Here is a 25,980-nt window from a genome sequence, read left to right as displayed (position 1 = left end):
GAATGCTTAGCGGTCTCATGTGGTTTCCAGCACCCCGAACTCGGTCAAAACCCGCTCAGTGTCCTCTCCCACGTCGGGGACACGGTTCATTACCGGTTCCTGCCCCACGAAGGTCGCCGGCGGAATCAGTGCCCGCAAGGGTCCGGCTGGTGAATCATATTCCCGCCATCTGTTGCGTGCCGCCAGCTGGGGGTGGTCCGCAAACCCCTGCATGTCGCGTAGCAAGGCGTTCGCGATGCCGGCGTCCTCGAGCAAGTCCACGACCTCATCTGCAGTGTGCCGGGCAAGGGCCTGCTCGATCACCGAGGTAAGGTCCATGGAGTGCTCAACACGCAGGGAATTGCGGACGAAGCGTTCGTCCTCGGCCACTTCTCGACGGCCGAGGACCCGATCGCAGAAAGTAGCCCACTCACGTTCGTTTTGGATGCCTAAGAAGACCTGCTTCGAGTCGCCGCAAGTGAAGGGACCGTAGGGGGCGATGGCAGCGTGCGAGGCGCCTGTGCGTTTCGGCGCGGCCCCACCGTACACGGCATAGTTCATCGGGAAGCCCATCCACTCCCCCAGCGCCTCGAGCATGGATAACTCGATGGTGGCTCCCTCCCCGGTCTGCTGGCGTTGGATCAGGGCAGTGAGGATGCCTGAGTATGCGTACATGCCAGAGGCAATATCCGCAATCGAAATACCGACCTTGGAGGGGGTTGCGTCGGTGCCGGTGATGGAGACCAGGCCGGCTTCGCACTGCACAAGCAGGTCGTAGGCCTTCTTCGATGAATACGGGCCGTCGGCGCCATAACCGGAGATCGAGACGTGAATCAGCTCAGGACGCTCGCCACGCAGAGCTTCAGCGCCGAGCCCAAGACGCACTGCCGCACCGGGAGCCAGGTTCTGCACGAACACATCCGCGCTGCGCACCAACTCGTGAACGGCATGATTGCCCTCCGGGCTCTTCAAATCCAGTGCCACCGATTCTTTAGACCGGTTCAACCAGACAAAGTGGCTTGCCATGCCCTTGACGGTTTCGTCGTATCCGCGGGCAAAGTCGCCCGGACCGGGCCGCTCGATCTTGATGACCCGAGCGCCCAGATCGGCAAGTTGGCGCGTTGCGAACGGCGCGGCGACTGCTTGTTCGAGCGAGACGACGGTGATGCCGCTCAGAGGAAGCATGTAAAGACTCCTGACGTGATGATGCCGGATGGCTGGCTGTTTCGGTGATGCTGGAAGAAAGTCTTAGACCCGCATCAGCGAGGGCGTCTCCAGCGTTTTAGTGAAGTAGAGGACCTCCGCGGCGAGCTCAGGATCGGCGCTCATGCGCCGGAACACCTCCAGGTCCTTGTCCCTGCGGACCGGATCCGACGAGTGAAAGATCAACTGTTTGTTGGCCGTGGCGCGGGGACTGGCTTTTGTTATGAAGGCGGTGCGGCGCAAATCCGCGTACGCATCGAGGACGGAATCGTCCGCCTGCCCGGAGATCACGGCGCCCAGGGCCTCGTTGAGAACATAGGAGTCGAACAGACCCATGGTCAGTCCGAAGCCGCCCGTGGGATTCGTGGCGTGAGCGGCGTCGCCGGCCAGCAGGACTCGGCCGACGCGGTACGTGGGAGCGCTGCGCTGATGCATGCGGTAGGGGGCAATGGCGTCCAGGGTCGTGCCCGCGGCCACCTCGGGGCCGAAGATCTGCTCCAGGAAGCGCGGGAGCCGTTCGACGACCCCTTCTTCGGGCAGGACGGCGTCTTCCATGTATGTGTAGCGCCACAGGCCGTGCGGACCCGAGTTGTCGATTTTTACGATGATCGCCCCGAAGACGTCGTCGACATAGAACGTGGTCTGGGCCCAGCCCCTACGGTCGTCAGGGAACCGGATGTTGGCGGCAACGAACCGCTCGGGCCACGTGAATCCCTCGAACGGAAGATCCAGGGCGTTCCTGACAGCGGAGCTTGCACCATCGGCTGCGATAAGCCACGGAGCGCGCAACTTCACGGGATTTCCCTCGTGTTCCGCGGTGACGGTGACCACTTCGCGGTCCTGCGTGACCCCGGTGACCTTGTGTCCCCAGAGCACTCGCACATTCGGGAACTGCTCGAGGTGGCGCAAGATGATCTTGGCCAACGCATCCTGGCCCAGGTGGAGGTTATAGGGGTGAGTGACGCGGCCCTCCAGCGCCTGCAGGCCGTAGCTGATGGTTTCTCCCGTGTCCCGGACGTAATGGGCATAGTCCTGCTTGAGGAAACCGGCTTGGGTAGCGTCTTCGAAAAGGCCGAGCCGTTCAAGCCCGTCCAGAGTGGACCAGTGGTAGAGGATGGCCCGGGGGGCGTCCTGTGGCTCCGATGCGCGTTCGACGACGGTGACGTCGAGTCCCTGCTGTGCCAGGCCCAGCGCATTGAGCAGACCCGTAGGACCGGCTCCGGCCACGATCACCTGCTGCTGGTATGTCATGTTGCCTCCGTTGTGGACGTGCTTAGAAAGTTGAGCGTGGCCGCCCTCACATCAACCGTCACCCAGATCGAGTCATACATCAAATACCAATTTGTAGCGGTTCCCATATGCTAAATGCATGGATCTTCGGAATGTTCGCTATTTCATCGCCGTTGCTGAGAACGGCTCTATCACCGAGGCGTCCCACGCCCTGCGCATCTCGCAGCCGCCGTTGAGCATGGCGATGGCCAAACTCGAGAAGGAGGTCGGAGTGACATTGTTCGAGCGCAAGCCCCGCGGCATCGAACTAACGTCCGCCGGCGAGTACCTTCACCACGCCGGTCAGCGCCTGCTCGCCGAGGAGCGCAGAATCGCGGACACGCTGCGATCCATGGGCCAAGGGCTCGCTGGCGAACTCAAGTTGGGGTGTGAACCGATGTGCCTGTGGCGGATCGGCAGCACCAAGATCTCTGAATTCCTCTCGATTTACCGCAACGTGACGCTGGATCTGACCGACGCCAATCCCAAGGTGCAGTTGGACCGGCTCGCCGACGGCACCCTGGACTTGGCGATCATGCCGGTCGTGGCCGAGGAGCCGCTCCAACCTATCAACGGGGTGCATTTCGACGTGAAGATTGTTGACGAGCTTCCACTGACTCTTATCGCACCCAAGTCCTGGGGGCTCGATGAGACCACGCCACTCGATGTGGCGACGCTGGCCGACGCTACCTGGATCCTGCCCGCCCGAATCCCGGGGGTACGCATCCTGTGGCGGATCTGGTCCGACAAGTTCGCGTCGACGGGGGCGAATCCGACAGGGGTTATTCCGGTGCCCACGGTCATGACTGCGGCGCAGTTGGTCGGTGCTGGGGTGGGCGTATCTCTTTCCAGTTTAGAGATGGCCCGGCTCCACCCCGACGTCGCCCAAATCCCGGTAACCGGGGGGTGGCCGAACGTGCCAATTGCAATCGTGAGGCGAAGGGAAGGAGTCGTGACTCCAGTCGCCGAGCGGTTCGCGGCACTGTTTTTCGACGATCAGATCCCGGTCGACCCACACGTACCTGCCTCGCCATAACAGTGGCTGTGACCTATGGCATATCTGAAATAGATGGGTAGGGCCCGATATTGGTATTTGTGAAATGTCTCATGCGCCCGCAAGGTAGACCATGAACGACACGGCCGATCGCGTCCCTTCTCAGAAGTAAGGGCTGCTCGGCCTGATAATCCTGACGAAGGGCGACTTTCCCATGATCAAACTCAACGTGGACCTGCAACGTTGCGATGCCAACGGCACCTGCGCTGCATTGATGCCCGACGTGTTCCGGATCGACCAGGACGGCACGCTCGAACAGCTGCGTTCCGAGGTCGAGGATGAGCGCGAGGACGACCTCGAAGAAGTCATCCTCTGCTGCCCGATGGGAGCGATCTCGCGATCATGACGAATACCGTGCCCACATTCGAACTCTTCGCCCCAAACGCGACCGATCACCCCGGTGGCGCGCTTCCAGACGGAGGTATCGCCTCCGGTCCCGAAGGTTACGCGGTCCTGTCCTACCAACTGGCCACCGATGTACTGCGCAATCCACGGTTCGCGAACTCTGCGCTGCGACTGATGGAAGAGTTCGGCATCAACGATGGTGCCGTACATGGTTTTCGAGCTCGCAGCATCATCATGCAGGACGGAGCGCAACAGCTGCGCCTGCGCACCCCGCTTGCCCGATTCATGGGCCCCGCGACAGTGCAGAACACCCGTGAAATGCTCACTGATATTGTGACCCGCATCGTAGGGGAACTCGACGACACGAAGCCAGTGGACTTCCACGCAGGCGTAGATCGCCGCATCCCGTCGCTGGTCTACTGCCATCTCGCCGGTGCTCCGCGAACCGACGCCCCCAAAGTGCAGGAACTTTCCGAGCGAACCCTGGCCCTGCTGGCCAGGGATCGCAGCCTGAAGCCCGACATCCTCGCCGCCTACGACGAACTGTTCGAATATCTGGGGGATCTGATGGAACGCAAGCGCGCCCACGGTCTCGGCGACGATATGCTCTCCCACCTGATGACGCTCGCCGACAACGGCAAGCTCACCGAGCAGGAACTCTTCGACGAAGCAACCTCGATGCTCGAAGCGAGTTCGGTAAATACGGGTCACCAGATCGGCCTGGTGGTGTGGAATTTGCTGCGCAACAGAGAAGTCTGGGAGCAGATCGTCGCCGACCCCACCTGGATCCCGACCGCAGTCATCGAAGCGCTTCGCCTTTATCCGCGAACCGGTGTTGTGAGCAAGATTGCCATGGAAGACATCGAGGTCGGAGGCATCACCATCCCCGCCGGAACTGACATGCATGTAGCCGTATGGTCCGCCAACCGCGACCCGGAGAGGTTCGAGAACCCCGGTGAATTCGTCCTGGGCCGCGAGCGGAACCAGCCACTCACGTTTAGCACGGGCCCACACAACTGCCTTGGACAAGGACTCGCCAAGGTGGAGATCGAAGAAGTAGTCGGGCACCTCGTCCGCCACTACCCTCAGGCCCGCGTCGTCGACTCCGAATCCGCCATAAGCCAGACCGCCGGGCGGTGGACGATCAATCAGCTCACCGTCGACCTGGGCCCCCGAGGCTAAGGTACTCCATGTCACTCACATCTGAACGGCAGCAGTCCCTCACCGAACGGCTCGCCGAATACTGGTCCAAGACCAGCTACGAGGACCTCCCACCCGATGTGGTCTCCGGGATCAAAGACCACATCCTCGACACACTCGCCGTCGCAATGGCCGGCATCCCCTCAGAGGAGTCACGCCGCGTCCGTAAAGCCCTCACCGGCATCTCGAACGGCGGCCCAAGCCTCGTCTGGGGAACCTCCGAACGCCTGAACCCCGCACACGCAGCACTCGCCAACGGAACCTCGGCCCACGCCCGGGACTTCGACGACGGTGGCGGCCCGGGACATGCAGGCTCGGCCACCCTGCCGGCCGCGATCGCTGCCGCAGAACTCAGTGGCTCCAGCGGCAAGGAACTGATCGTTGCCGCCTGCGCCGGATACGACATCAGCTATCGGCTCTTGCAGGGCATCGGCGGTTTCGCTGCCCACACCGACCGCGGTTGGCATTCCACCGGTACCTTCGGCACCTTCGCCGCGGCGGCCGCCTGCGCCAAGATCTTCCAGCTTGACACGACCACCTTTGCCGATGCCCTTGGCATCGCCGGATCGTTCACAGGAGGGGTCTGGGCCTTCATCGAGGACGGCGCCTGGACCAAGCGTGTGCACCCGGGCAAAGCGGGAGAATCAGGTATTGACGCTGCCCTTCTCGCCAGGGCGGGTGTCACCGGACCCCATCGGATCTTCGAGGCACCATGGGGTGGAATCTATGCCACCTACGGGGACGGCCACGGTTTCCCCGAACGAGTCCTTGGCCGTCTTGGCGAGACCTTCAATGTCTCCACGTCCTATTTGAAGCCCTACGCATGTTGCCGAGGCAGCCACTCAGCGGTTGATGCAGTGATGAAACTGATCGCTGAACGTGATCTGCGGCCCGCCAACATCCGCTCCATCACAGTGACCGCCGGGGAGACAGCGATCAACATGCTCAACGTCGATCCCATCGAGACAGTGTTCGATGCCCAGTTCAGCCTGCCCTACGCCATCAGCGTGGCGCTGGAGAACCGTTCTGTCGGGCTGGAGCAATTCGACCCGCCCCGCATCGCAGAGCCCCGGATCCAGGAGATCTTCGCCAAGATCTCGATGGTGCTCGACGAATCGATCCAGCTCGAGGACGGCCCTCGCCTTGATTTCGAGCTGATCGACGGCGAAAAGATCACTCTCCCGGCCGGGAATCCGACGGACGCCAAGGGCTCCGAAAAGAACCCCATGACGCACGCCGAGGTTGTCGCCAAGGCACGTGCTCTCCTTCGCCCCTACGGCGAAGAGACGACCGCGAAGCTCATCGACGCAGTGGAAAATCTTGATTCTTCACCCACCATCGACAATCTCATCGCGGCACTCAGCGCTACCACCTACGCGACCAAGATAGAGACCTAAAATGACACCAAATACCTTGACCGACGACCGCATCGAACGCTCGGAGTACGTCGCTGCGGAACCGGTGGAATCCCTCGCTGCAGCCATAAACATCGACATACCCTTCGATGTCGGCGCTACCGTCCCTCCGCTCTGGCATTGGCTCTACCTTTTGGAGCGCAGCCGTGAGAGTGAGCTCGGGCCGGACGGGCACCCCACAGTCGGTATTCCGGCACCTCCAGGACCTGACCGGCGCAGAATGTTCGCCGGTGGTCGGGTTTCGACCTTCGGGCAGCTCAAGATTGGTGCGCCGGCGAGAAAAGTCATTTCCGTGGCTAAGTCAGTCGAGAAGGTCGGCCGGACCGGACCGCTGACGTTCACTACCGTTCGCCATGACATCTTCCAAGCCCACGAGCTCCTGATCCGTGAAGAACAGGACATCGTCTACCGCGCTTCAGGAACCGGCTCCCTGCCCCAACCCCCGACCCCGCCGGCCCCGCCCGCGGGCCGAGTGTTGAGGCAAGCAGTCGATGAACGACTTTTGTTCCGGTTCTCCGCGTTGACGTACAACGCACACAGGATCCACTACGACCGCGACTGGTGCCTGAACGAGGGCTACGATGGCCTCGTCATCCACGGGCCCCTCCTGGCTCTGATGATGGGTGAACACATGCGCCGCGAAGGGATCGACCTGGTCGGGAAGACCTTCGGTTACCGGCTTGCCTCCCCGATGACCAAGCCTCAGACATTCTCCATCGTCCCGGGGCCGAATGGTCTGGAAAACGGTGCCGAGGCGCGCAGCGCCGAAGGTGCAGTCTGCGCGGTGAGCACCCTGTCAGATGTATAGCGCGCCTTTCATTCCTTCGACCAGGCACAGTCGGCTAGGCACTAACTTATGCGCGGATCGTCACCGGGAAGGCAAAGACAGTGGATGAAACAACGAGTGAATCCAGAAAAGAAGAACCTCTGGAGGACTCCCCCGACTATGAGCTGATCGCGTCACCCTGGATCGGACTCCACTATAAGTGTGAAACAGTCAGTGGCTGGGTGAGTGGGGCCACCCCAATCTGACGTCCTCGGCCGGTCCTTGAATTCCTTGCAGCACGAGACCCAGGACTCGACCTCATATGCAGTCGGGTGGAAGCTTCCGCTTTTCCAGACGAGAGGACTGCAATCAGGGGGTGCTCCGGCAGGAAACCACATCAACGGCAATTACGACCGTACTCGCCGGTCGACCTAGTAAAGGAGGACATGTGTCCTACAAGTTGCATGAGCGGGAAGCCAGCGCTGCCTTCTCGCTAACGGGCAGCGGCCTGTTCCGAAGCCCGGCGCTTCCTGTTTCCCTTGAAGTCATCACTTTGGAGGAGCCCCAAAGCAGAGACGAGAAGCTTAACGGTGCCATCAGCAGGCTCATTCCCACCGTTCTTGAACGCAGGCAGGGAATCCTGGTCATACAACGCGATTACGGCAAGTACACCGTTCGAGTCGACCATGAAGTGCCATGCGGCACAACTCGGGAGTTCCGCGATTAGATCGTGCGAAGGTGAACGAGAGGACACGACACCTTGGTCGCGCGCCGTCCATAAAGCCTGGTGGACAAATATCCGCCCTGAATGCCCGCTGCTCTCTAAACAGATTCTCTAAAACCGCCCACCAAACGCAGGTCACGGTCTACGTCGCACGCGGACTCCGCCGAGCACCGAAACAGGAAGAACCTCAAACTGTCCAGACGCCATCTGGACAGTTTGAGACTCCCTTACGGGATGGAAGCTCGCCCTGCAACAGCTGTGCCGGCCCTCATAGCACCAGCAATCGTGCAACGAGCTGTTGCACTAATCAGCACTCCGCCTCCCCCTAGGAGACTTGAACCGTCCGCACGCTCCAAAGAAGAGAGCAGTGGCATTAAGTCTCGTTGCTCCCTAGCCTGTCCATCACTAATCAACTGCTCACACCTCTGGCATCCAAGGCCGTCAGCGTGAGTGTTGCCCACGTCGAGTCATGTCGATAGCCGGCCCAGCACAGATGAACACACGTGACTGTCAAGAAATGCGAAGAGTGCACCGAAGGCTTCGAGTCGTCCCGCAGGACACAGCGCTTCTGTTCGACGCGCTGTGGCAACAGGCAGCGGGATCGTCGACGTCGGACTCGCCACCGCCCTGCCCTAACACCCAAAGCGGACTCGCTGGCCACTGACCTGAAAGCCCAACTGGAAGCAACCAAGCGACAGCTGGAGTCGAAAACGAGATCATGCCAGCGGCACCGCGAAGTACTCCAGTCCAAGCTCCGTTCTCAAGCCTGCGAGATCGATCGTCTCGAAGCGGAGAACTCGGAACAAAGAATGAGTAACAACCTCCTCCAGTCAGAGGTCTCTCGCCTCAAACGCGCGCAAAGGACCAACGTTCGGGATCTGGCGCACGTCTCTGCCTGGCTGGTCTCCATTGCCCAGGCAAAGGGCGTGGCGCTCGATCAAGCAACCCTGGAAATTTTCCGTCGTCGTGGGTGGCATCCATCGAAGCGCCAAACTGGAGCACCGCGGCTATGACAATGTCCATCGCACGGCTCTCGGCACAATCCGGCCTGCGCTACCTGTTCAAGACGACGATGATGAACGACCTCGCCTCCTCTCCCCCGGACGCCACCACCTACTACATGAAAGCCGGCACACCGGAAGGCCGCTGGATCGGCAGTGGACTCAGCGGAATCAACAGAACCGCCGCTGAACCCGTCTCCGAAACTGACGCGAAAGCAGTCTTCGACTTAGCAGTTCACCCCGACACGGGCGGGCCGCTGGGTCGCCCGCACAGCCAACCCACCGCCGTCGACAACAAGACCGGCCCATCGACCGTGAGGCACGCCGTCGTCGGCTTCGACCTGACCTTCAGTGTGCCAAAATCGGTGTCCATCCTGTGGGCACTCAGCCCCCGAAGCACCCAAGACCGAATCCTGCGAACCCATCACGACGTCGTCGCAGAGACCCTTACATGGCTCGAAGAGAACGTCGTCCACACGCGCGCCGGACGGAACGGCGTCGCCCACCTAGGCGCGATGGGTGCAATCGCCGCCGCCTTCGACCACTGGGAATCACGTCTTGGCGACCCCCAGCTGCACACGCATGTGGTTATCGCCAACCGCATCCAGCGCATCACCGACGGGGCTTGGGTCACGCTCGACTCCCGCACCCTATACAAGGCCGCCGTCGCCGCCAGCGAGCATTACAACGGACTCCTCTTCGACGCCCTCCACCGACAACTCGGAAGCGACACCAATATCCGAATCCCCGTCACCAGCACCCGCAATCCGAGCCAGCAACTCACCGGCATAGACGAAGAACTGATCCGTGAGTTTTCTAACCGGTCCCGTCTCATCAACGTGGAAACAGACCGCCTCGTGGCGGAATGGAAGACGGAACACGGTCACCCTCCGACCGCAGCAACGACCATCAAGCTTCGTCAGCACGCGACTTTGGCTACCCGTGTTCCAAAGGCCGAACTCCCCGCGCCTCTGCGTGAACTCTCAGACCAATGGCGGGCCCGAGCGATCGCCAGAGGTTACCACCCAACTGACGTCCTCGCCGCCACGATCAACCGCTCCCGGATTTCCGCCTTTTCGGTCGTGGACCTCACGCCCGATTGGATTGGCGCCGTCGCAACCCTTGCCCGTGAACGGGTCGCCGCCAAGCGCTCAACCTGGAACCGCTGGAACCTCCTCGCCGAAGCGGAAAGGGTCTGCGCCCAGATCCGTTGCCGCTCCGCTTCCGACCGGAATGCACTAATGGATGCCGTCGCCACGGCCGCCGAACATCAGTCCGTGGCGCTCAACGAGTACCGCTACACCGCCCCACCAGACGCCGCGCCGGACGTCCGCATCAGGCAAAGCAGCGTCTTCGACTTCCACGGATCCCGCCTCTACACCGATACGTCAACGCTCGCCTGCGAGGACGCCATCATGGCGGCAAGAAACGACGACGGCGGCCCAGTCGTGCGCGCGGATGTCATCATGGATTCGCTTGACCGAATCCGACAGCCGGAGAAGCCGGAACTGCACTCCGATCAGCGTGCCGCCGTCGCCAGCGTCCTCCTCAGCGGCAACGGCCTCGACGCGATCGTGGGCCCAGCCGGCGCGGGAAAGACAACGACCCTCGGCGCCGTCAAGGCGATATGGGAAGCGGAACACGGTGCCGGTAGCGTGCTCGGGCTTGCCCCGGCGGCGGCAAGCGCGGACGTGTTGGGCCGCGGACTCTCCATGGCCACAGAGAACGTCGCAAAGTGGCTGCACGAGTCGGTGGGCCCAGGGGCAAGTTCACGGGCTGGGCGCTTCTTCGACGTTCAGACTCGTCTGGCGAAGGCTCATACCGACGACCGCCGGAGCATCGCACTCGCGCAGGAAGCTGCCCGGCTCGCCGCCGTTCAACAGCGATGGTGCTTTCACCCGGATCAGCTCGTAATTATCGACGAAGCTTCCATGGTTTCCACGTTCCAACTCGCCGCCCTGGTCCAGCAGGCCCGCGAGGCCCATGCGAAGATCCTCTTGGTGGGTGACCCAGGCCAGCTGGACGCAATCGACGCCGGCGGTTTTCTCGGCTGGCTGGACCGGCAAGAAATGACCACCCGACTCAGCAGCATCTGGAGATTTCACGAGAAGTGGGAGGGCGCATCATCCCTCAAGCTACGGAGGGGAGACTACTCAGCGATTCTGGACTATGAGAACCATCGACGGATCAGCCACGGCACCTACTTGGACATGGTCCACCGGGCGTACCTAGCGTGGCAGGCCGATACGCTCGCGGGCAAGTCATCCATCCTTATCGCGGCCGACAATGACACCGTCGGCATGCTCAACGAACGCGCCCAAGCCGACCTCGTGGCCAAGGGCGAGGTGGATCCCGAACTGAGCGTTCTGCTCAACGATGGCCTATACGCCGGTTCCGGCGACACCATCATCGCCCGCGGAAACGACCGCAGGCTCGTCGACAGCAACGGTGACTTCGTCCGGAATGGAACACTGTTCGAGGTCGAAAGTGTCAGCAAGCGGGACGCCTCACTTCAAGCGGTTCGGCGGCAAACAGGAGCGAGGATCATACTCCCCCGGACGTACCTCGAGTCGCACGTTGAGCTGGGCTATGCAACCACCGCACATCGCTCCCAGGGCGTCACCGTCGACACCGGTCACACTGTGGTTACCCAGGGCCGGCTCACCCGCGAGCTCCTCTATGTCAGCATGACCCGGGGCCGGTCCGGCAACTTTGCCTACGTCAGCGAAGGTGATGACTCTGAGCACCCTGCCCTTGACCCCTCGCTGCAGCCGTCGTGGCGGAGCATCTTAGGCGAAGTACTCGCTGCGGAAGGTGCTGAGCGGACCGCCCATGAAGTACGCGACGCGGAGCGCAAAAAGTCAGACACCCTCGAACGCCTCTACGCGGAGTATGACTATTTGGCGCAAATAGCCGCTGCTCAAAGTCTCACGGAATACTTGAGCAAGCACGACGGCGGCTCGTCACTCGAACTCGAAAAGTCACCTGCGTGGGGCGCGGCCGTCGCGGCGTGGCGGAAGGCCACGGCCGTCAGCCTTCAGGGGGCTGAACGCGTCTTAGAGGAGACTCTCCGAGACAAAACTGGTGCGAACGACCACGCGTCTATCCTCAGCATGCGGTTGCGTCGGTTCGTGAATGGGATGCCGACAATGTCGATCGACCCCTTGCTTGAGGGTCTTGCTACTCCTCGTCCTGACTTAGCGGAGATGGTCGATCAGGTCCGCCAACGCATCCGGCAGAGGACCGACACCGTAGCCATGACTGCCCTGACAGAGGACCCTGAGTGGAAACGCGTCTTGGCGGTTTCCCTTGGCAGCGGTGCGTCAGGCCAACTGATTCGTGACGTCGCCCTATTCAGGGACAGGTGGGGGATCTCGGACTCACCCCTGCCACTGGGAGCGACTCCCGCTGACTACGAGTGGGAACAGCGGGATCAGAGGGAAAAACTCCAAGTAATGATTGATGGCGCTCGCAATTGTCCAATAGCACCTCAGCGAGAAACCAGTTCATTGAATATGCCCCTTTCCCAGCAGGTCGTCCTTACCAGGGCTGGCTGGCAGCTCTAAGCTGATGGAAGAGGCGAGACTATGGTCCTAAACCCCACGGTGAAACCGAAAGTTGCTACAGCTGGGCTGGTATCGACCAGCACCGTTGTACTGATAGCCGTTGTCCTCTTTCTGGTGTCTTTCGATGCGGCCGAAGTCCCTTCCGTATTCAAGGTTATTGTTGGCGGCCTCTTGGTGGCAGCTGCGCTGCTGTTAGGTGGGTTTTGGTGGACACGGGTCAACCACCGCCGTACATGGCTGGCCGACGCAACGGAAAGATGGAGGTCTTTCGACAATGCCAAGCTGGCAAGCGGGACTACGACCGAATTGACGCTCCTGAGCGTTAACGCAATACAACCCACCGGTTCATGGGTCACCATCATGTGGAACCGCTTCAACCATGTTCAGCCGGCTTGGATGGAGGCGCTGTCAGAACCGATTTGGCCCGGCGCCGTTCTGCTCATCGCCCCGGACCCAGCCCAGGTGACGCCCAGCGCGCCCTGGCCGGACACATACTTCATCCGAGCCGGAGATTGCTTGGCATGGGCACCGGTTGACGGGCGGCCAACTGAGGCGTCTGCTGTCAGCCCAAGTGTAGATCGGTTTGCCAAGGGATCCGGATGAACGGATCCTAAGTTTGACGACGGTCCTCAGCGAGGGCCTGGGGCGGATGTGGATGTTCAAGTTGTCGCTCGCGTTCCGCACGGACGCCCGAGGCAACGAAGTTCACCAAGGCGTCCGGGTCCCCAACCAAGGCGTTGAGGATTTCGATCGGCGCATCGGGGTTGAGTGCGACGATGAGGGCGAGGTCCATGCGGCTGCCCGCGAGCTTGATGAGCACCTCGGGCGGGGTCGCGCTGTTGAAAGCGACCGCCTGACGCACTTCGTCGTCGTTGTCTTCGGCGAGCGAGGCCAGGGCGGCCGATGGCGTGTTCGGGTTCGCCGCGACGGCTCGCCGCACCCGGGAGCTGCGCCGCTCCCCGCCAAGGAGAACAAGGATGTCCGGCGGCGTGCGCGGGTCGAAAGCGACCTGCAGGCGCACCTCCGCTCTCCGACTGGCGACCATCGCTTCGAGGTCATTCCGACTCGGCGCTGCCTCTCTCCACGCTCGATCCCATTCGGCAGCCACCTTCTCCTTGTCCTCAGGTCTTGTGGCCGGGTTCCTGTACGCGGCCAACCCCACGGACTTGTCGTCGTCGAAGAGCAGTCCACCGAGCAGCGCAGGATGGAGGCGCGCACTTCTCGCAGCGCTTGCCCGTACTTCGGGATCGTCGTCGCGCGCAAGCGCCCGGAGGAGGCCGGCGTCCAACGCCTCGTTGCAAGCTGCCGCGGCTCGGATCGAGGAATCCGGATCCTCCGAAAGGGCTTTCAAGGTTTCGGAAGGGACGCGGGTGTTCTCGGCGACGGCACGCCGGACATGCCCCTCGGTGCTCAGGGCGAGACGAGCCAGCGTCGGCGCACCGGTGCGCTCGTCGCTCGCTGCGACCAGCCGCATGTCCGGCTCGCGCACACGGCTCTTTGACAACCTGTCGAGCGCTCCTTCGAGCATTTCGATGGGAAGTTCGAGATCGTCGCGCCGGCCAACCGTTCTGAGGACGTTGTACAATGCCTCGTCCGCACTTGAGGCGATCAGAGATTCGGCGATGGAGGCGGCGAGCTCGTCGGGAGTGCGCGGGTTCGCGAGCACAGCCAGGCGCACGGACGGCTCGCGGTCACTGGCCAGCTTGGCCAGGGCTTCGACGGGCACCGCCTCGTTCTTCGCGAGTGTGGTGCGCACGCGGACGTCGCGGTCGTCGACGAGGACTTCGGCTGCCCTTGCGGGGATCCGACTAGAGTCGGCCAATCGCTCGCGGGGCTCGAAGGACCGCATCGCCCGCAGTTTCGGGAGATGGGAATCCAGGTCCTCCGCGGGGAGTGCCAAGTTCTGCATGAGGGCGACGAGGACCTCTGGTGACTTCGTGCCCATGAGTTCCCTAAGCGCCCAGAGCGGCGTCGATGGGTGGGAGGCGACGAACTGCAGGGTGTTTCCATCACGCTCGGCTGGCGTGCCGCCACGCGCCCAGCCGGGACGGTCATCGCCTTCCGCCCGGAAGCGGGTGCGCTCCTTCCGATCGGTCGCGAGCTTCCCGAGCAGCTCGCCGAGGGAGGCATCCGGAGCCTCTGCCGTGCGGCGGAGTGCTGACCATCGGATCTCGGGATCCGGGTCCACGAGGAGTCTGTCACGCACCGCGGGCTCCGAGATCGGCAACCCATCCGCGACGATTCGGCGCACGCGCGTCGGATGACCCTCACGCATGAGGTTGTGATTGACCGCGTCGGGGAGGCCTGTTCTAAGCCATCTCGGAACGTCGAGCGAGCGCCCTGCTTTCCGGGCCCAGTACTGGCTCGCTTCCGGCACTGGGATACGGTGTTCTGGCCCCCAAGACATGCCCGCCCGCGTAAGGATCAGGAAGTCGGCGAACCATGATGAGTCCAGAGACAAGTCGTCGCGGTCATGCCTGAGCACCATTGCGGCGTGATTTCCGTTGGTGCTGAGAACAGCGGTGCTTTCGGTCACCGATGCCTCAAGGGCATCTTGCGTCGCTGCTGGTCGGCCTCGGCCCAGGGCCCTCGCGGACTCCTTCGGCGTGCGGGGGTTCGCTGCGGCTGCTCTTCGGACGCCGACGCTGCTGTCTCGAAGTAGCACTTCAAGCACGTCGACCGGCGTGCGCTCGTTCCGTGCCACACCCTCGCGGGCCTTGGCGTACCTGTCCTTGGCGAGCTCCCGCACCGTTTCCTCGGGGGTGGCGGCGTTTCGTCCGACACGGAAGCGGATGTCGGCGTCATCATTTCGGGCCAAGTCGACAAGCATGCGTCGTGGGGTGTGCTTGTTGTCGGCAAGGATCTGGTGCTTGCGGCGTCGCGTCACGGTTTCGCGCACAGCCAGCTGCCGCCTGCCCGCGACTCCCGGGAAACCCTCACGCAGCTTCGGCAGCAACTTGTCCGGGTCCCCGCCGAGGAGACGGTCAAGGCTCCAGACTTTCGTCAGGCACTGGCGCGGAAGCCAGAGCCCGACGCTGCGGATGCCGAGGGCGTCGTCGAGGTCGAGCATGACGTAACCCAGCAGTTGGCGGAGGAAGTCTCTCAGTGTCGGGACGGTGAGCTTCCCATAGGCCTTGCTGTCGATGAGCGTGTCCCCCACCAGCCAGTCGGCATCAGCGCCGCCAACAAGATTGGAGCCGGCAAAGACTGGGTTCGGTTCGTAGCGCTCACCCGCCGCGCTTCTCCCCTGCCAATCGTCGAGCTGACCGGCGTTGGCCTCCATCAGCGCTCGAAGATCGGTGAGCGAAGGCTCGTCGATGGCCATGGCAAACGAGAGGCCATTGTCAGCAAGATCCAAGGCCTCACCGAGAGATCTCTTCAGAGCCGCGGCACCACGGCGGTAGACCTGCTCGCAGTGCGCAAGCACGAGCGCGGCACGGTCGAGTTCAGCCGCGTCCGAGGGGCTCTCGACGATCCGAACGGCTACATCGAATGCCTCAGCGAGGACCTGCGCGCGGTGGGAGCCATTCTCAATCTCGTCCTCATGGAGGGGCAGCACGGCGACGCCGAAGGCCGCGGCAGAGTCATGGGGGTCAAAGCCCCCGAGCGCGATTCGCGCACGGAAGTCGATCGCCGTGCCTGAGCGGGCGGCGTCGACACCGAGTGGCGGAGGCACAACCGTCCTGCTTCGGACCAGACCCTCGAGCCCAAGTGCCCGGGCCATTGATTGGCCCCGACTAGACCTGCCCTGTATGCCTGCAAGGATCGGCGAGACGCCGTCGAGATACGCGCGGGCGGGAGATCCGAAGTTCCTCAAATGATCCGTAAGGCTCATGCATCCTTCCCCCAGCGCGATTGTCTTTCGGTCGTGCCAACCCGGCCGCTCCTAGCGCGACCGCCTCCCTGTGTCCTCGAATCCAGAATGTCTCTAAAGTACCGTCCGCACCAAGGATCGAAGAACCGAGGCGTCCCCCTTTTCCGGAACGGTTGGCCCGTAACTCGGGTCCAGTTGCTGCTGAGTGATTGGCTGGACTCACACAGTCGAGGAGCCGCGGAGACCCGGAATCGACGCGAGCTAGCTGAAGCGGCGTGAAGTACTGGCCACGCTCGGCTTGCCCCTTGGGATGCAGTCTGGCAGCAGATCGGCCTCGTTTGGGCCGTGCTGGAGCGACGAGCAGCACGTGCGAGCAGATGGAATTCCAAGCCGCATTCGAACATATGTTCTATACTTGTCTTCGTGATCAAGTCTGGCTCCCCTGAAGATGTCGAGCGCATGATGGCTCGCATGGACGCCGAGGCAAACCGCCCAATAGATGACCGCGCACCTATCCGAGACTTTCCGAAGTTTGGTCGGCCGCTCGTGTACGTCGGCGGCATCTATGGCAAGGCTGTCGGGTGGACGCACAAGTACGGTCTCGTTGAGTGGCTGGATTCTTCCGGGAAGTACCACATGGGGTGGGCGCACTCCTCGAGCATCAAACGTGTGCAGCCAGATGACTGGAAGGGCAGTAGCAGGCTGTAGCCGAACGTGGATGGTCCGGGGCAAAAGCGGCAGCGATCTATGTCAGCGAAAGCGAGTGCGCTGACAGCGCGATCCAGACGTACAGCTCCTAGAAGGCATGACGTAATGGCCTGGTCCCAAAAGAGGACCAGGCCATAGCGCGTTTTTAGTTTTCAAGGCACTGGAACCACGGACGCCTTGCTTCAGAGGCTAATCTCGTTCCGCGCCGGCCCGCCTAAAGGGGCCCACTCAACCGGTCCCTTCGTAGCAATGCTGTAGGCAGGTAGGGCCGCTTCAGGAGCCGCCTGCAGACCCGCACCCGCTTCAGCTTCGGGAGCAGTCGCCGCTCGTGGAGAACGCTGGTACGCGGCGGTGCCGAAGCGGAGGTCAGGACCGATGGTTTCAGCCACGATGCGGCGTGCTTCCCGCTTCTCCCCGTCCTTTTCGAAGGCACGGAACTCGAGTTCACCCGAAACGGTGACGGGGTCGCCCTTCCTAAGGGAGGTCGAGGAATTCTCGGCGAGCGCCCGGAATGCCGAGACGTTGTGGAATACAGGCTCTCCGTCCTGCCAGATTCCGTCTGCTCCTTGGATCCGCTGGTTTACAGCCACCCGCAGTCTGGCGTGCGCCACACCCGACTCCCCATACGTGAGCTCGGGATCGGCGACGAGATTGCCGACGATGTTGACCGGAATCTTGGTGCTCATATCTTCTGTCCTTTCCTTCGCAGACGGGGCGGTCCCGTCCGACGCTTTGGGGGTCGGTTATGGGCCCGAGATCTCCAAGCCACGCGACGGCTCACCAGGCTGCTTCAGGCCTGCATAGGTGTCCGGACTACTAACCGTCGGAGAGATCTCAGCCGCAGTGACCTTCCCACCGAGTCCCGGAGGATCAGTGACTTCAAGGATTTGCTTGGCGGCCGCCGTGACGCGGCCCAGGACGGACTTCGCGATGTCCACGCGAGAAGCAGGCTGATTCCGGGAGGAGCCGTGGCCCTTCGCTGAATGCTCCGCCGCGATCACGGCGTCAGCCCAGCCGGACAAGTAGCTTGCTGACTGCGGGCCCCGATCAATCCCGTGCGCCTTCAACACGGTGTAGGCAACCGACTCGGCCTCGACTTCAGCCAGCCCGCGGTGGTCCACGCTGCTGCCATAGAGCTTGCCCACATTGTCTTCCGGACCATGCAGTAGGACATGCCCAAGCTCATGCGCCAGCACGGCAATCCTTTCCTCAGGGTCCAACCACCCGCCCACCTGCACCTGGCGCTGAGCGAAGTCGGTGAAGCCGCTTGTTAGTCCGTATTGCGCGTCCGTGACGCTAATTGAGAAACCATGCGAGCGCGCAACTCGAGCCAATGCCTCCCACAATTGAGGCGCCTCCACCGATGAGTTGGTCGGTCTAGGAACCAGCAGCGGGGCTCCCTGAGTCTGGGAAACGTCAAAGACTGCCTGGCCCCGCCAACCGGTTATGAGCGTCTTCTTCCCCTCATCGACCGCACCGCCGGGCAGCTTACTGCCGACGGGAATGCGCTGGCGGGTACCGTCGGGCAACAGCATCTGTTGGACACGGGAGGTCCTGGGTGCAATGACCCATAGGGCATGCTCACCGCGAAGGACAGTACGGCCGTGCCGTTCCCATTCCTTGTACCCCGCGACGAGCGTCGGCTCGTCCGTACCCCGCTGCGCCATCTGCATCATCAGCAAGGCAACGTTCCCGCCCGAGTAGCGCCACAAGTTGGCGGAAGCATCGAGCAGGACCTGCCAATGTGAGGGTGACTCAACCGCGTTCTCCAGGATTGAGTGCAAACCATCCATGAGGGCGGCAACGCGCTCCTCAGGAGCCATACGGCGAGCGCCCGGTCCTGCCAGCGCGGAACTTTGGTCAGACGGGATGGTGGACGGAACTTCGGATGTAGCGGCCACGACAGCCACCCTTCATGCTTCTTGGATCGCAGTATTTGCTGCGCAGACACCCGTTCATGGCTCGGACTGCCACGAGCGACATGACTCAGAATTCAGAAACCAGCTGATGAGCATCCTTGCGCCACTCGGTGAACGCGGGGTCGTCATTAGCCAGGACGCGGGGTGAAGGCTCCTTGTGCACCTGAAGACCAACGCATCCGGCGGTCCTGGTGTGCGTCCTCAAGCGTTCGACGGCGTGTGGGAGCCTTTCGTGGAAGGCGAGCGGACCGAATCCAGGGTCGTCCTCCGTGTAGGAGGCAAGCTCCGCGCGCTGCAGAGCGTAAAGCTCAGCCACGATCTCTGAGTGCCGCCACCAGCAATCCGGAACCACCGAGGTCGTCAATTGATAGGTGGCGACGAGCCATGTCACCCATGTGAAGAGGGACCCCCAGACGTCCTGCGACTGCTCCGGCGTCATCTCCCTCCAGCGTCGGGTCACATTCTTGGGGCCAGCGGGGATGGGGAACGCAGACCTAAACAACTGTGCGGTGAGCTCGTCGTCCCCAAAGGAAGCCGAGGACGGGACATCAAACTGGTCCGTGTCGTCATGGCTGTGCATCCGGCGCCTCTTCCTTCTTCTGTTGGCGTTGCCGGTGCCCGTCCGCCAATTCGCGCTCCATCTCGGCTTTCAGGCGGCGCAACTCCCCTGCGTCCTTCCGCTTGTGCCACTCAAGGAGGTCCAACAGGATGGGTCGGGTGCGCCGGCCGAGCATGAGGGCTGTTCCAACAGGCAGGCGTCGAATCTCGTCCAGAGCAATGACCGGACTCTCGCGTATTTGCTCACCGTCCTGCCGGCCCTGCGAGGACCACGACCGTGTGGTCAGCGTAAGACTCCGCTCCCCCAGCAATCCGGCCAGCGAGCGGAGGTCCCTTTCGTCGGATCCGCCCCCAAAGATCACCTTGATGATGGCCGAGTCCCAGATCGTGGCCGCCTCATCAATGGACCAGCCGGAACGAGCCTGGGATAGGGATTGCAAAACCACGAGTGTCGAGATGCCAATGCCGCCGCCGTCAGAGAGTGCCACAGGCAGTCCGGGCCATGGAGCCAGGTTCGCGATCTCATCGAGGATCAACGAAAGGGGCGGCTCCAACCGGCCTCCCGGTGATACGAACGCCATCTCCCTCGCTGCATTGTCGATGTCATCGATCAGTGCGGACAGGTACGGCCCTGCAGCGGCCGCCCCCGCTCGGGTGCCGATGAGATAAAGAGTTCCCCGGTCCCGTATGAAGGCTTTCGGATCGAACTCTTCGGACTCGTCCTGTGGGTTTAGGGCGGCCAGCACTTTCGGTGACGACAGTGGTGCCACCGCCGCCGATACCCCAATCCACGAGTTGGACGTGTTCCGCGGGTCGTCTTCCAGTATCCCCATCAAGTCCGCTTGCCATCCCAGCGCGGCCCCGGGCCGGCCCAGCACCTCGAGTGCTTCCCTTGCGAGTACCGGGCTGGAAGACCAGCGTCGAAATGCCGTCACTCCCTCGCCGCACAGCGCGGCAGCATGGAGCAGGCACTGAAGGACTATCAGCGAGCGCTTCTGCCATGCTGCGTTCTCGCCCTTCATCTCAGTGTCCGCTGTGATAACTAGCCCACGACGGGTAGCCATGTCCGGGTCCTCGCACCCGCGCACGGGCGACCAGCGAAGTGACGATGGAATTCCGGACATACCTTGCGGATCAAAGACTGTCACGGGTCGTCCGCCGGACGCCCGGGCCTTCAACGTCACAACCAGGTTGTCCGCGCGCGTGGAAGTCGTGACGACGGCGCCGGGCGCATCAAGTATGGCGTTGATGACAACGTACAGACCCTTACCGGATCTCGGTGCGCCTTGAATCACCAATGACTCTTCCGTGGAGACGTGGACCGTGACCCCGCGGGAGCGGCCCAGCGTCCACGACAGGTCCTGCACGGAGGGGTTCACGACTCCTGGGCGTGTGAACTTCCCTCTCTTGCGCACAGCCCTCGCCCCGAAGTCGTGAAGAACCTCGGCGCGGCGGGCTACGCCGTCGCGGTTGAGGATGTCCTGGCGCAGCCACCCGCCTGATTGCTTCCATCGCCGCCACGCGACCAGTCCCCCGACCGCGAGCGCGCCGACCACGAGTAGCGCCGGGGCCAGCACCCACCAGACACTGTCTGCGCCGACTTCACAGTCAGATGGGCGCACAAGTATCCATTCCATCCTGTTGGTGAGAAGTCCGACGGCGGCCGCCGGGTTAAAGGGCGACGGCGGCATACTGCCGCAACGCATAGTGCCGGCTACGTGAGCTGCAGCTTGAACCACTGCACAGACACAGACGTAGGCTGCCGCCGCAACAAGACCCGCGGTGACCAGCGGATTGTCACTCGCAGCCCGCGAGCTGCCGCGGGCTCTCACAGCATCCTGTCGTCGGTTGAGAAAACAGCCAGCTCGTCAGTTGTCACCCGGTTGGCAACGATGAAAGAGCGGTTTCCCACCTTCCAGAGCCCGACCCCTTTGGGAAGGTTCTCCACGTGCTCGCATTCAGCTTCGGTGAGGCCGAGCGCCTCCTTGGTCAGGCGCATCGCGTCATGCTTCTGCCTGTAAATGATCCTGGTGTCAGCCTCAGTCAGCAGGCCAAGGGCTTTCTGTCGGTGCCCACTGGTGCTGTCCCCGATCTCGTTGAGGTCCGCGACCTTGTGCATAATCAGCAGGTTCGCGATCCCATAAGTTCTGGCCAGCCGCCACTGCTCGCTCATCTTCGCCAACATGTACGGATCGGCGAGCATCCGCCACCCTTCGTCATACACGACCAGCCGCTTGCCGCCGTCGGGATTTGTAATGGCAGCTTCCAACCACGTGGCGCCGCAGGCCGCCGCTAGCGAAAGTGCCTGCTCCGACGCCCCGATCAGGGCCGAGGTGTCCATCACCATCATCGGGGCGTCAGCGTCGAAGGCCACAGTGGACGGGGCATCGAACATACCTTCGAGATCTCCGGAAACCGTGCGCCTCAAGGAGTGGCTGACTGCGGTTCCTCCCTCGACACCAACCAAGGCAGTCATCTCCTTGGAGGGTTTCAGCAGGTGGTCCAGCACCATGGGCAAGGTGGGGTTTGAGTTCTCGGCCATGGTTTCCATGAGGGCGATGTCCAAGGCCGTGTGCTCAACAGGGCGGAGCGGTGTGCCCTGCCGCATGAGGGAGACCAAGGCCACCAGCAGATAGCGACGCCGTTGCCTCACCACCGCCTGCCATTGAGCCTCGGTGAGGGCGCTCGGGCGAGGCCCGGCGTCGAGAGGATTTACTCTTGCAGGGCGGCCGGGGCCAACGGAGATCACCTTGCCGCCCACGGCCTTGGCGACGCCGACCCACTCACCTTTGGGATCAGACGCGACGGCGGCCTTCCGCCCCAGCGTGATTGACCGCGTCACGAGCGACTTGCCGCACATGGACTTGCCGGTGCCCACCGTTCCAATCACGACCATGGAAGGGCCGCTGATGATCCCCTTGTCATACAGAATCCACGGATCGTAGGAGAACGCCCCGGACCCAAACACGTCTGTGCCAATGTAGGTTCCCTCGTGCCCCAGGCCCGACTCCGTAAGGAACGGATACGCGGCGGCAAATGTCATCGTCGAGGCTCGGTGCGGCGCGGGACGCAACCGATGCGGACCCCGCAGGGAGTTTTGCTCTTTGCTCCCCCAGTCACCTGTGAAGCGAAACGCCTGGAAATCCTGCTGCTTGTCCTCTGCGGCTGCGCTCGCCCATGCTGCCCCGGGAGGTGAGATCCGGCGTCGTGCCTTCCGTTCGCTTCGGTTCTTCCCCGACGGGACGTACTCAAGGCTTTTCGTTGCCTGCTTCAACGCAATCCCCTCCCAAGCGGCAGCCCGCCGGCGACAAACGCAGCCCACTGCTGTCCGTATAGGAGCCGCAGCTCGACGAATGCGCCAGCAGCGGCGGATTCAAGTTCCTGGCGGTGCCGTGCCAAGTCCTCGAGCGAGGTCGCCGTAATGGTCATGTAAGCCGCAGGGCGCACGTCACCATGGCCGGCAACGATCTCTTCCTCCCTTTGGAGCACCTCTTCCTCCTCGGCTTTTTGCTCACGAGTGAGAGGCCTGTCGAAGCGGGCGCTGATGCGGCGGCGGGTCTCATGCGCCTCCTGCGCGGAGCGGATGTCACGCAGGGCTTCAGCCGTGGGCACTGCCCGTATGACTTCAGTAAAGGTATGGCGGAACTCGCCAACATAAATCAGGGGGTGCAGGAACCCCGGGAAGACCTTCTGCCGGGGCCATTCGGCGATCCAAAAAGTCTGGTGGAACCCGGTGTCGGTCCGCAGGTACGTCCAGTGTTCCTCAACAGCCATCGGACGATGCCGATCGAGGTTAGCCGTCCCCTTACCTGCCGGCACGTCTGACGGCGGGGCTGGGGCTGTCGCCACCGGCACTTTCGCCGACGGCAATGCCGCAGGATCGAATGCACCACGAATGATGCCCAGCAACCCCGCTTCGCCGACCCATTCCTCCACCTTGACGCTGTGAGTCCCCAACGACGTTCCTATGGCCTCGACTTCAAGCCGCAACACGCGTTCGAGGCCTGTGAGTCCCCCGCCTGACTCCTTGATCCGCCGTCGAGCCTTGCTGGTGTCCAAAACCACCACCACAAGAAGCTCATGGCTCATAGTTGACCCGGCAGCACCCAGCAAGTCCTCGTACGCACGTTGCCCCCACGTGAGCTTCCCGCCGCCAGCTCCGGCCTGCACGGCGTTGCCTCTGTAGTAATCCCAAAGGGCCGACGATGGGTAGGGCACGGTGTAATCCTGGATGGCGATCCGGGCCACGCCCTGACGCTGGGCCATGCCGGCCTGGACACGTGACCACGCCTGGACGGCCCATGCCTTGTCATCCGCGTCCAGGAGCGCAAACGATCGCGTACTGCACCGCAGCAGAGCCATCGCCTCCTTGCCGTGGCGGTCGACGATAAAGCATTCGCCGCCGGCCGTTGTTCGGATCTCCAAATTGCCTAGACCGCCCGGGAGGGCAAGCCGCCCAGCAAGTTGTGGCGTTGCGGGTTTTGCGAGGAAACGGGTCTGGCCTGTCGCCGCACGGTAAAAGAACAAAGCGAACTGTTTCGCCCACACGGGGTAAGGGATGCGGGAGTACTGGAGAAGTCCAAGCAGCATGAGCCCGAGCCACATAGGTCCGGAGAGGAACAGGCCTGCCGGCCCAGCACTGGCTGATGCCACGATGGCGACGGACGCTCCCCCTGCGATGATCAGCAACTGGTACCACTTGAGCCCGAGGAAGAATCCCCGGCGCTCGTATCTTGGAAACTTGACGGCCTCAAGGACGCGCGAATCCTCAGACATGAGGAGTACCTCCCTTCGGAGGGTCGATTCTTGGTGACGGGGGTTTCGGAGGCCGGACTCTTGCTGGGCCTGGTGCGCTGGCGTTCGGCTGCGCTCGCCGATCGGCCGCTTCCAGAGTTGCCTGCCGCGCAGATTCTGAGGCGCCGCCGTTTTGTCTATGGGGATGGCCACGCATTAAGCCCACAGACTCCGACGAGTGCGGGGCGGTCGGAGCGCCAATTGAGGCTCCGCTGCTCAGAGCCAGTCGACTCCCGTCGCCGCTAGGTGAAGACGCTCCGGAGCGGACAGTGGATGCCAACACCTGTGTGGGGATGGCGCTACGGCTTGAGCTGATCGGCCGAGTCATTGCGGACCGACTCACCAGACTCGAGAGCGTAAGGCGCCCACCCGTCTGCCTGCTGATTTGGCGGGCCGCTACATTGCTGCTCCTGGACAGGATGTGGCCGCCTCCTGCGGTTTGGGCGGCGGCCGCGAGTTCCCCGCCGGCGAAGCTCACCAGCCGCAGGGCCATCATTGGTGCACCGCAGGCTAGAACCATGCCCACCGTCCCGGCTGCCAATCCTGCAAAGGACTTCGACTCGGCAAAGAGCTTCACCGCGACAGCCAAGACGGTTGCGGCCAACGGTTTGGCCAGAACCAAGGCAATGACGACCTCGCACCATCGCCGCGCCCAGGATTTTGTCTTGTCCCAAGGAAGCAACATGAGCGCAACGGGGGCGACGGCGGCCAACACGACGAGCGCGAAGGAGCGGAAGATCATCGAGCACATCAGGATGAATGCAAGGATCCAGACGACAATGACTGCCATCACCGTCACGACGACGGCACCAGGAGCGCCCCCGGTGTTCCCTGGTGCCAGCGAGATTAGGTTCCATTCTCGCCCTGTTCCTTCCGGTGCGCGCTCGAAGCCAAAGAGTCTCATGAACACCAGGTAGGGACCGGAGCCAATCGATTCGAGCAGCGCGGCCGAGGCTAGGTCGCTGGCCCGCGTCAGTTGCCGGACCAGATAGACGGCCGCCCCAACCAGCGGGATGGCAGCAGCTCCGCCGAGCATCGCACGTCCGATCCGTCTGGGCTGCTGGCTAACCAGGCCGGACAGCACCTGAAGGATCATCACGACGACGAGCGGCGTCATCATGACAACCACCCACCAGCTCGTGAGGCTTCGGATGGAGAGCCATTGGGAGTCGTCGACGTCCGAGACGGTGAAGGCCCCGGTGATGAAGGCCCAAAGCCAAGACGCCATATTCTGGAGGATGTTCGCGAAGAGGGACGTGACCGCGCCCAAGGCGTTGTCGTTCGCCTGCGAGACCAGACCACAACCGGGCGGCCACCATCCATTGAGGTCGCACTCAACGGGCATGAGCTAAAACCCAAGCGGGAAGGCGGTCTGCGACCAGAGGATGTAGCCGTTGATGCCACCGAGAATGGCTGCCACCGGGCCGGTCCATAGAAGGATTACTCCCCCGCCGGAGGCAAGTCGTGACGACTGGCTAAGTTTGCCGGCCAGCAGCATCGCGGCACCGATGATGGCCACGATGGCAATGATGATAAAGGCGCCGACAAGGATGCCGCCGCCGATCTGTTTGAGCGATTCCAGGAAGGGAAAGCTCGCGTTGGGGATGATCCCCGGGTCCACCGCTGCGAAAAACATGGGTGCTCCGTCCGTCGTATTCCATGGAG

At 62.6% G+C, this 25,980-nt stretch carries 18 protein-coding genes; 7 read left to right on the top strand and 11 right to left on the bottom strand.

Translation table 11 applies throughout. The features are described from left to right. Window positions 1-15: 15 nt before the first annotated feature. Complete coding sequence (locus AC1D0A_RS08615; RefSeq protein ID WP_476945596.1) at window positions 16-1,164, bottom strand: CaiB/BaiF CoA transferase family protein; 1,149 nt, start codon at window positions 1,162-1,164, stop codon at window positions 16-18. Window positions 1,165-1,227: 63 nt separating this feature from the next. After that, window positions 1,228-2,433, bottom strand: coding sequence for an FAD-dependent oxidoreductase (locus tag AC1D0A_RS08610; RefSeq protein ID WP_476945595.1), 1,206 nt, complete (start codon window positions 2,431-2,433; stop codon window positions 1,228-1,230). A 118-nt stretch (window positions 2,434-2,551) separates the two neighbouring features. On the opposite strand from AC1D0A_RS08610, the gene AC1D0A_RS08605 reads away from it, so the two are divergent. From AC1D0A_RS08605 to mobF, 7 genes are all read left to right on the top strand, one after another. Next, entirely contained in the window at window positions 2,552-3,487 is a 936-nt protein-coding gene (locus AC1D0A_RS08605; protein ID WP_476945594.1) for a LysR family transcriptional regulator, read from the top strand. Between the two features lie 172 nt (window positions 3,488-3,659). Next, the gene (locus AC1D0A_RS08600; RefSeq protein ID WP_476869418.1) at window positions 3,660-3,851 is read left to right on the top strand and encodes a ferredoxin; all 192 of its coding nucleotides are present in this window, start codon (window positions 3,660-3,662) and stop codon (window positions 3,849-3,851) included. After that, the gene (locus AC1D0A_RS08595; protein WP_476869417.1) at window positions 3,848-5,032 is read left to right on the top strand and encodes a cytochrome P450; all 1,185 of its coding nucleotides are present in this window, start codon (window positions 3,848-3,850) and stop codon (window positions 5,030-5,032) included. The genes AC1D0A_RS08600 and AC1D0A_RS08595 overlap by 4 nt, the downstream gene beginning before the upstream one ends. An 8-nt stretch (window positions 5,033-5,040) precedes the next feature. Next, window positions 5,041-6,447, top strand: a complete 1,407-nt coding sequence (locus AC1D0A_RS08590) for an MmgE/PrpD family protein (RefSeq protein WP_476869416.1) — start codon at window positions 5,041-5,043, stop codon at window positions 6,445-6,447. Between the two features lies 1 nt (window position 6,448). Beyond that, window positions 6,449-7,273, top strand: coding sequence for an HTD2 family dehydratase (locus AC1D0A_RS08585; RefSeq protein WP_476869415.1), 825 nt, complete (start codon window positions 6,449-6,451; stop codon window positions 7,271-7,273). Window positions 7,274-7,679: 406 nt separating this feature from the next. Next, a complete protein-coding gene (locus AC1D0A_RS08580) occupies window positions 7,680-7,958 on the top strand; it encodes a hypothetical protein (RefSeq protein ID WP_476945593.1) in 279 nt (92 codons plus the stop codon). 1,006 nt (window positions 7,959-8,964) lie between these two features. Beyond that, window positions 8,965-12,522 carry a MobF family relaxase gene (gene mobF / locus AC1D0A_RS08575; RefSeq protein ID WP_476945592.1) on the top strand — a complete coding sequence of 1,186 codons (3,558 nt, stop codon included), beginning with the start codon at window positions 8,965-8,967 and terminating at the stop codon, window positions 12,520-12,522. Between the two features lie 610 nt (window positions 12,523-13,132). Here mobF and AC1D0A_RS08570 read toward each other — a convergent pair. The 9 genes from AC1D0A_RS08570 to AC1D0A_RS08530 all read right to left on the bottom strand — a co-directional run bounded on the left by AC1D0A_RS08570 (window position 13,133) and on the right by AC1D0A_RS08530 (window position 25,951). Then, the gene (locus tag AC1D0A_RS08570) at window positions 13,133-16,357 is read right to left on the bottom strand and encodes a hypothetical protein (protein WP_476945591.1); all 3,225 of its coding nucleotides are present in this window, start codon (window positions 16,355-16,357) and stop codon (window positions 13,133-13,135) included. Between the two features lie 869 nt (window positions 16,358-17,226). After that, window positions 17,227-17,730 (bottom strand): single-stranded DNA-binding protein, encoded by a 504-nt coding sequence (locus AC1D0A_RS08565; RefSeq protein WP_476945590.1) that lies wholly within the window; start codon window positions 17,728-17,730, stop codon window positions 17,227-17,229. Window positions 17,731-17,787: 57 nt separating this feature from the next. Beyond that, on the bottom strand, window positions 17,788-18,867 hold the full coding sequence (locus tag AC1D0A_RS08560) for an ArdC-like ssDNA-binding domain-containing protein (RefSeq protein WP_476945589.1): 1,080 nt from the start codon (window positions 18,865-18,867) through the stop codon (window positions 17,788-17,790). Between the two features lie 163 nt (window positions 18,868-19,030). After that, complete coding sequence (locus tag AC1D0A_RS08555) at window positions 19,031-19,543, bottom strand: hypothetical protein (RefSeq protein WP_476945588.1); 513 nt, start codon at window positions 19,541-19,543, stop codon at window positions 19,031-19,033. After that, a complete protein-coding gene (locus tag AC1D0A_RS08550) occupies window positions 19,530-21,158 on the bottom strand; it encodes a type IV secretory system conjugative DNA transfer family protein (protein ID WP_476945587.1) in 1,629 nt (542 codons plus the stop codon). The genes AC1D0A_RS08555 and AC1D0A_RS08550 overlap by 14 nt, the downstream gene beginning before the upstream one ends. A gap of 191 nt (window positions 21,159-21,349) precedes the next feature. Next, a complete protein-coding gene (locus AC1D0A_RS08545; RefSeq protein ID WP_476945586.1) occupies window positions 21,350-22,564 on the bottom strand; it encodes an ATP-binding protein in 1,215 nt (404 codons plus the stop codon). Between the two features lie 227 nt (window positions 22,565-22,791). Then, window positions 22,792-24,297 (bottom strand): SCO6880 family protein, encoded by a 1,506-nt coding sequence (locus AC1D0A_RS08540; RefSeq protein WP_476945585.1) that lies wholly within the window; start codon window positions 24,295-24,297, stop codon window positions 22,792-22,794. Then, window positions 24,290-25,660: a type IV secretion system protein gene (locus tag AC1D0A_RS08535; RefSeq protein ID WP_476945584.1), complete on the bottom strand. Its 1,371-nt coding sequence runs from the start codon at window positions 25,658-25,660 to the stop codon at window positions 24,290-24,292. The genes AC1D0A_RS08540 and AC1D0A_RS08535 overlap by 8 nt, the downstream gene beginning before the upstream one ends. Before the next feature lie 3 nt (window positions 25,661-25,663). Then, a complete protein-coding gene (locus AC1D0A_RS08530; RefSeq protein WP_476869107.1) occupies window positions 25,664-25,951 on the bottom strand; it encodes a hypothetical protein in 288 nt (95 codons plus the stop codon). Window positions 25,952-25,980 lie beyond the last annotated feature (29 nt).

The sequence above is a fragment of the Arthrobacter sp. P1_D4 genome (genome assembly GCF_056406115.1).
The sequence above is the reverse complement of the archived record's forward strand: the minus strand, read 5'-3'. Positions and strand labels throughout refer to the sequence as shown.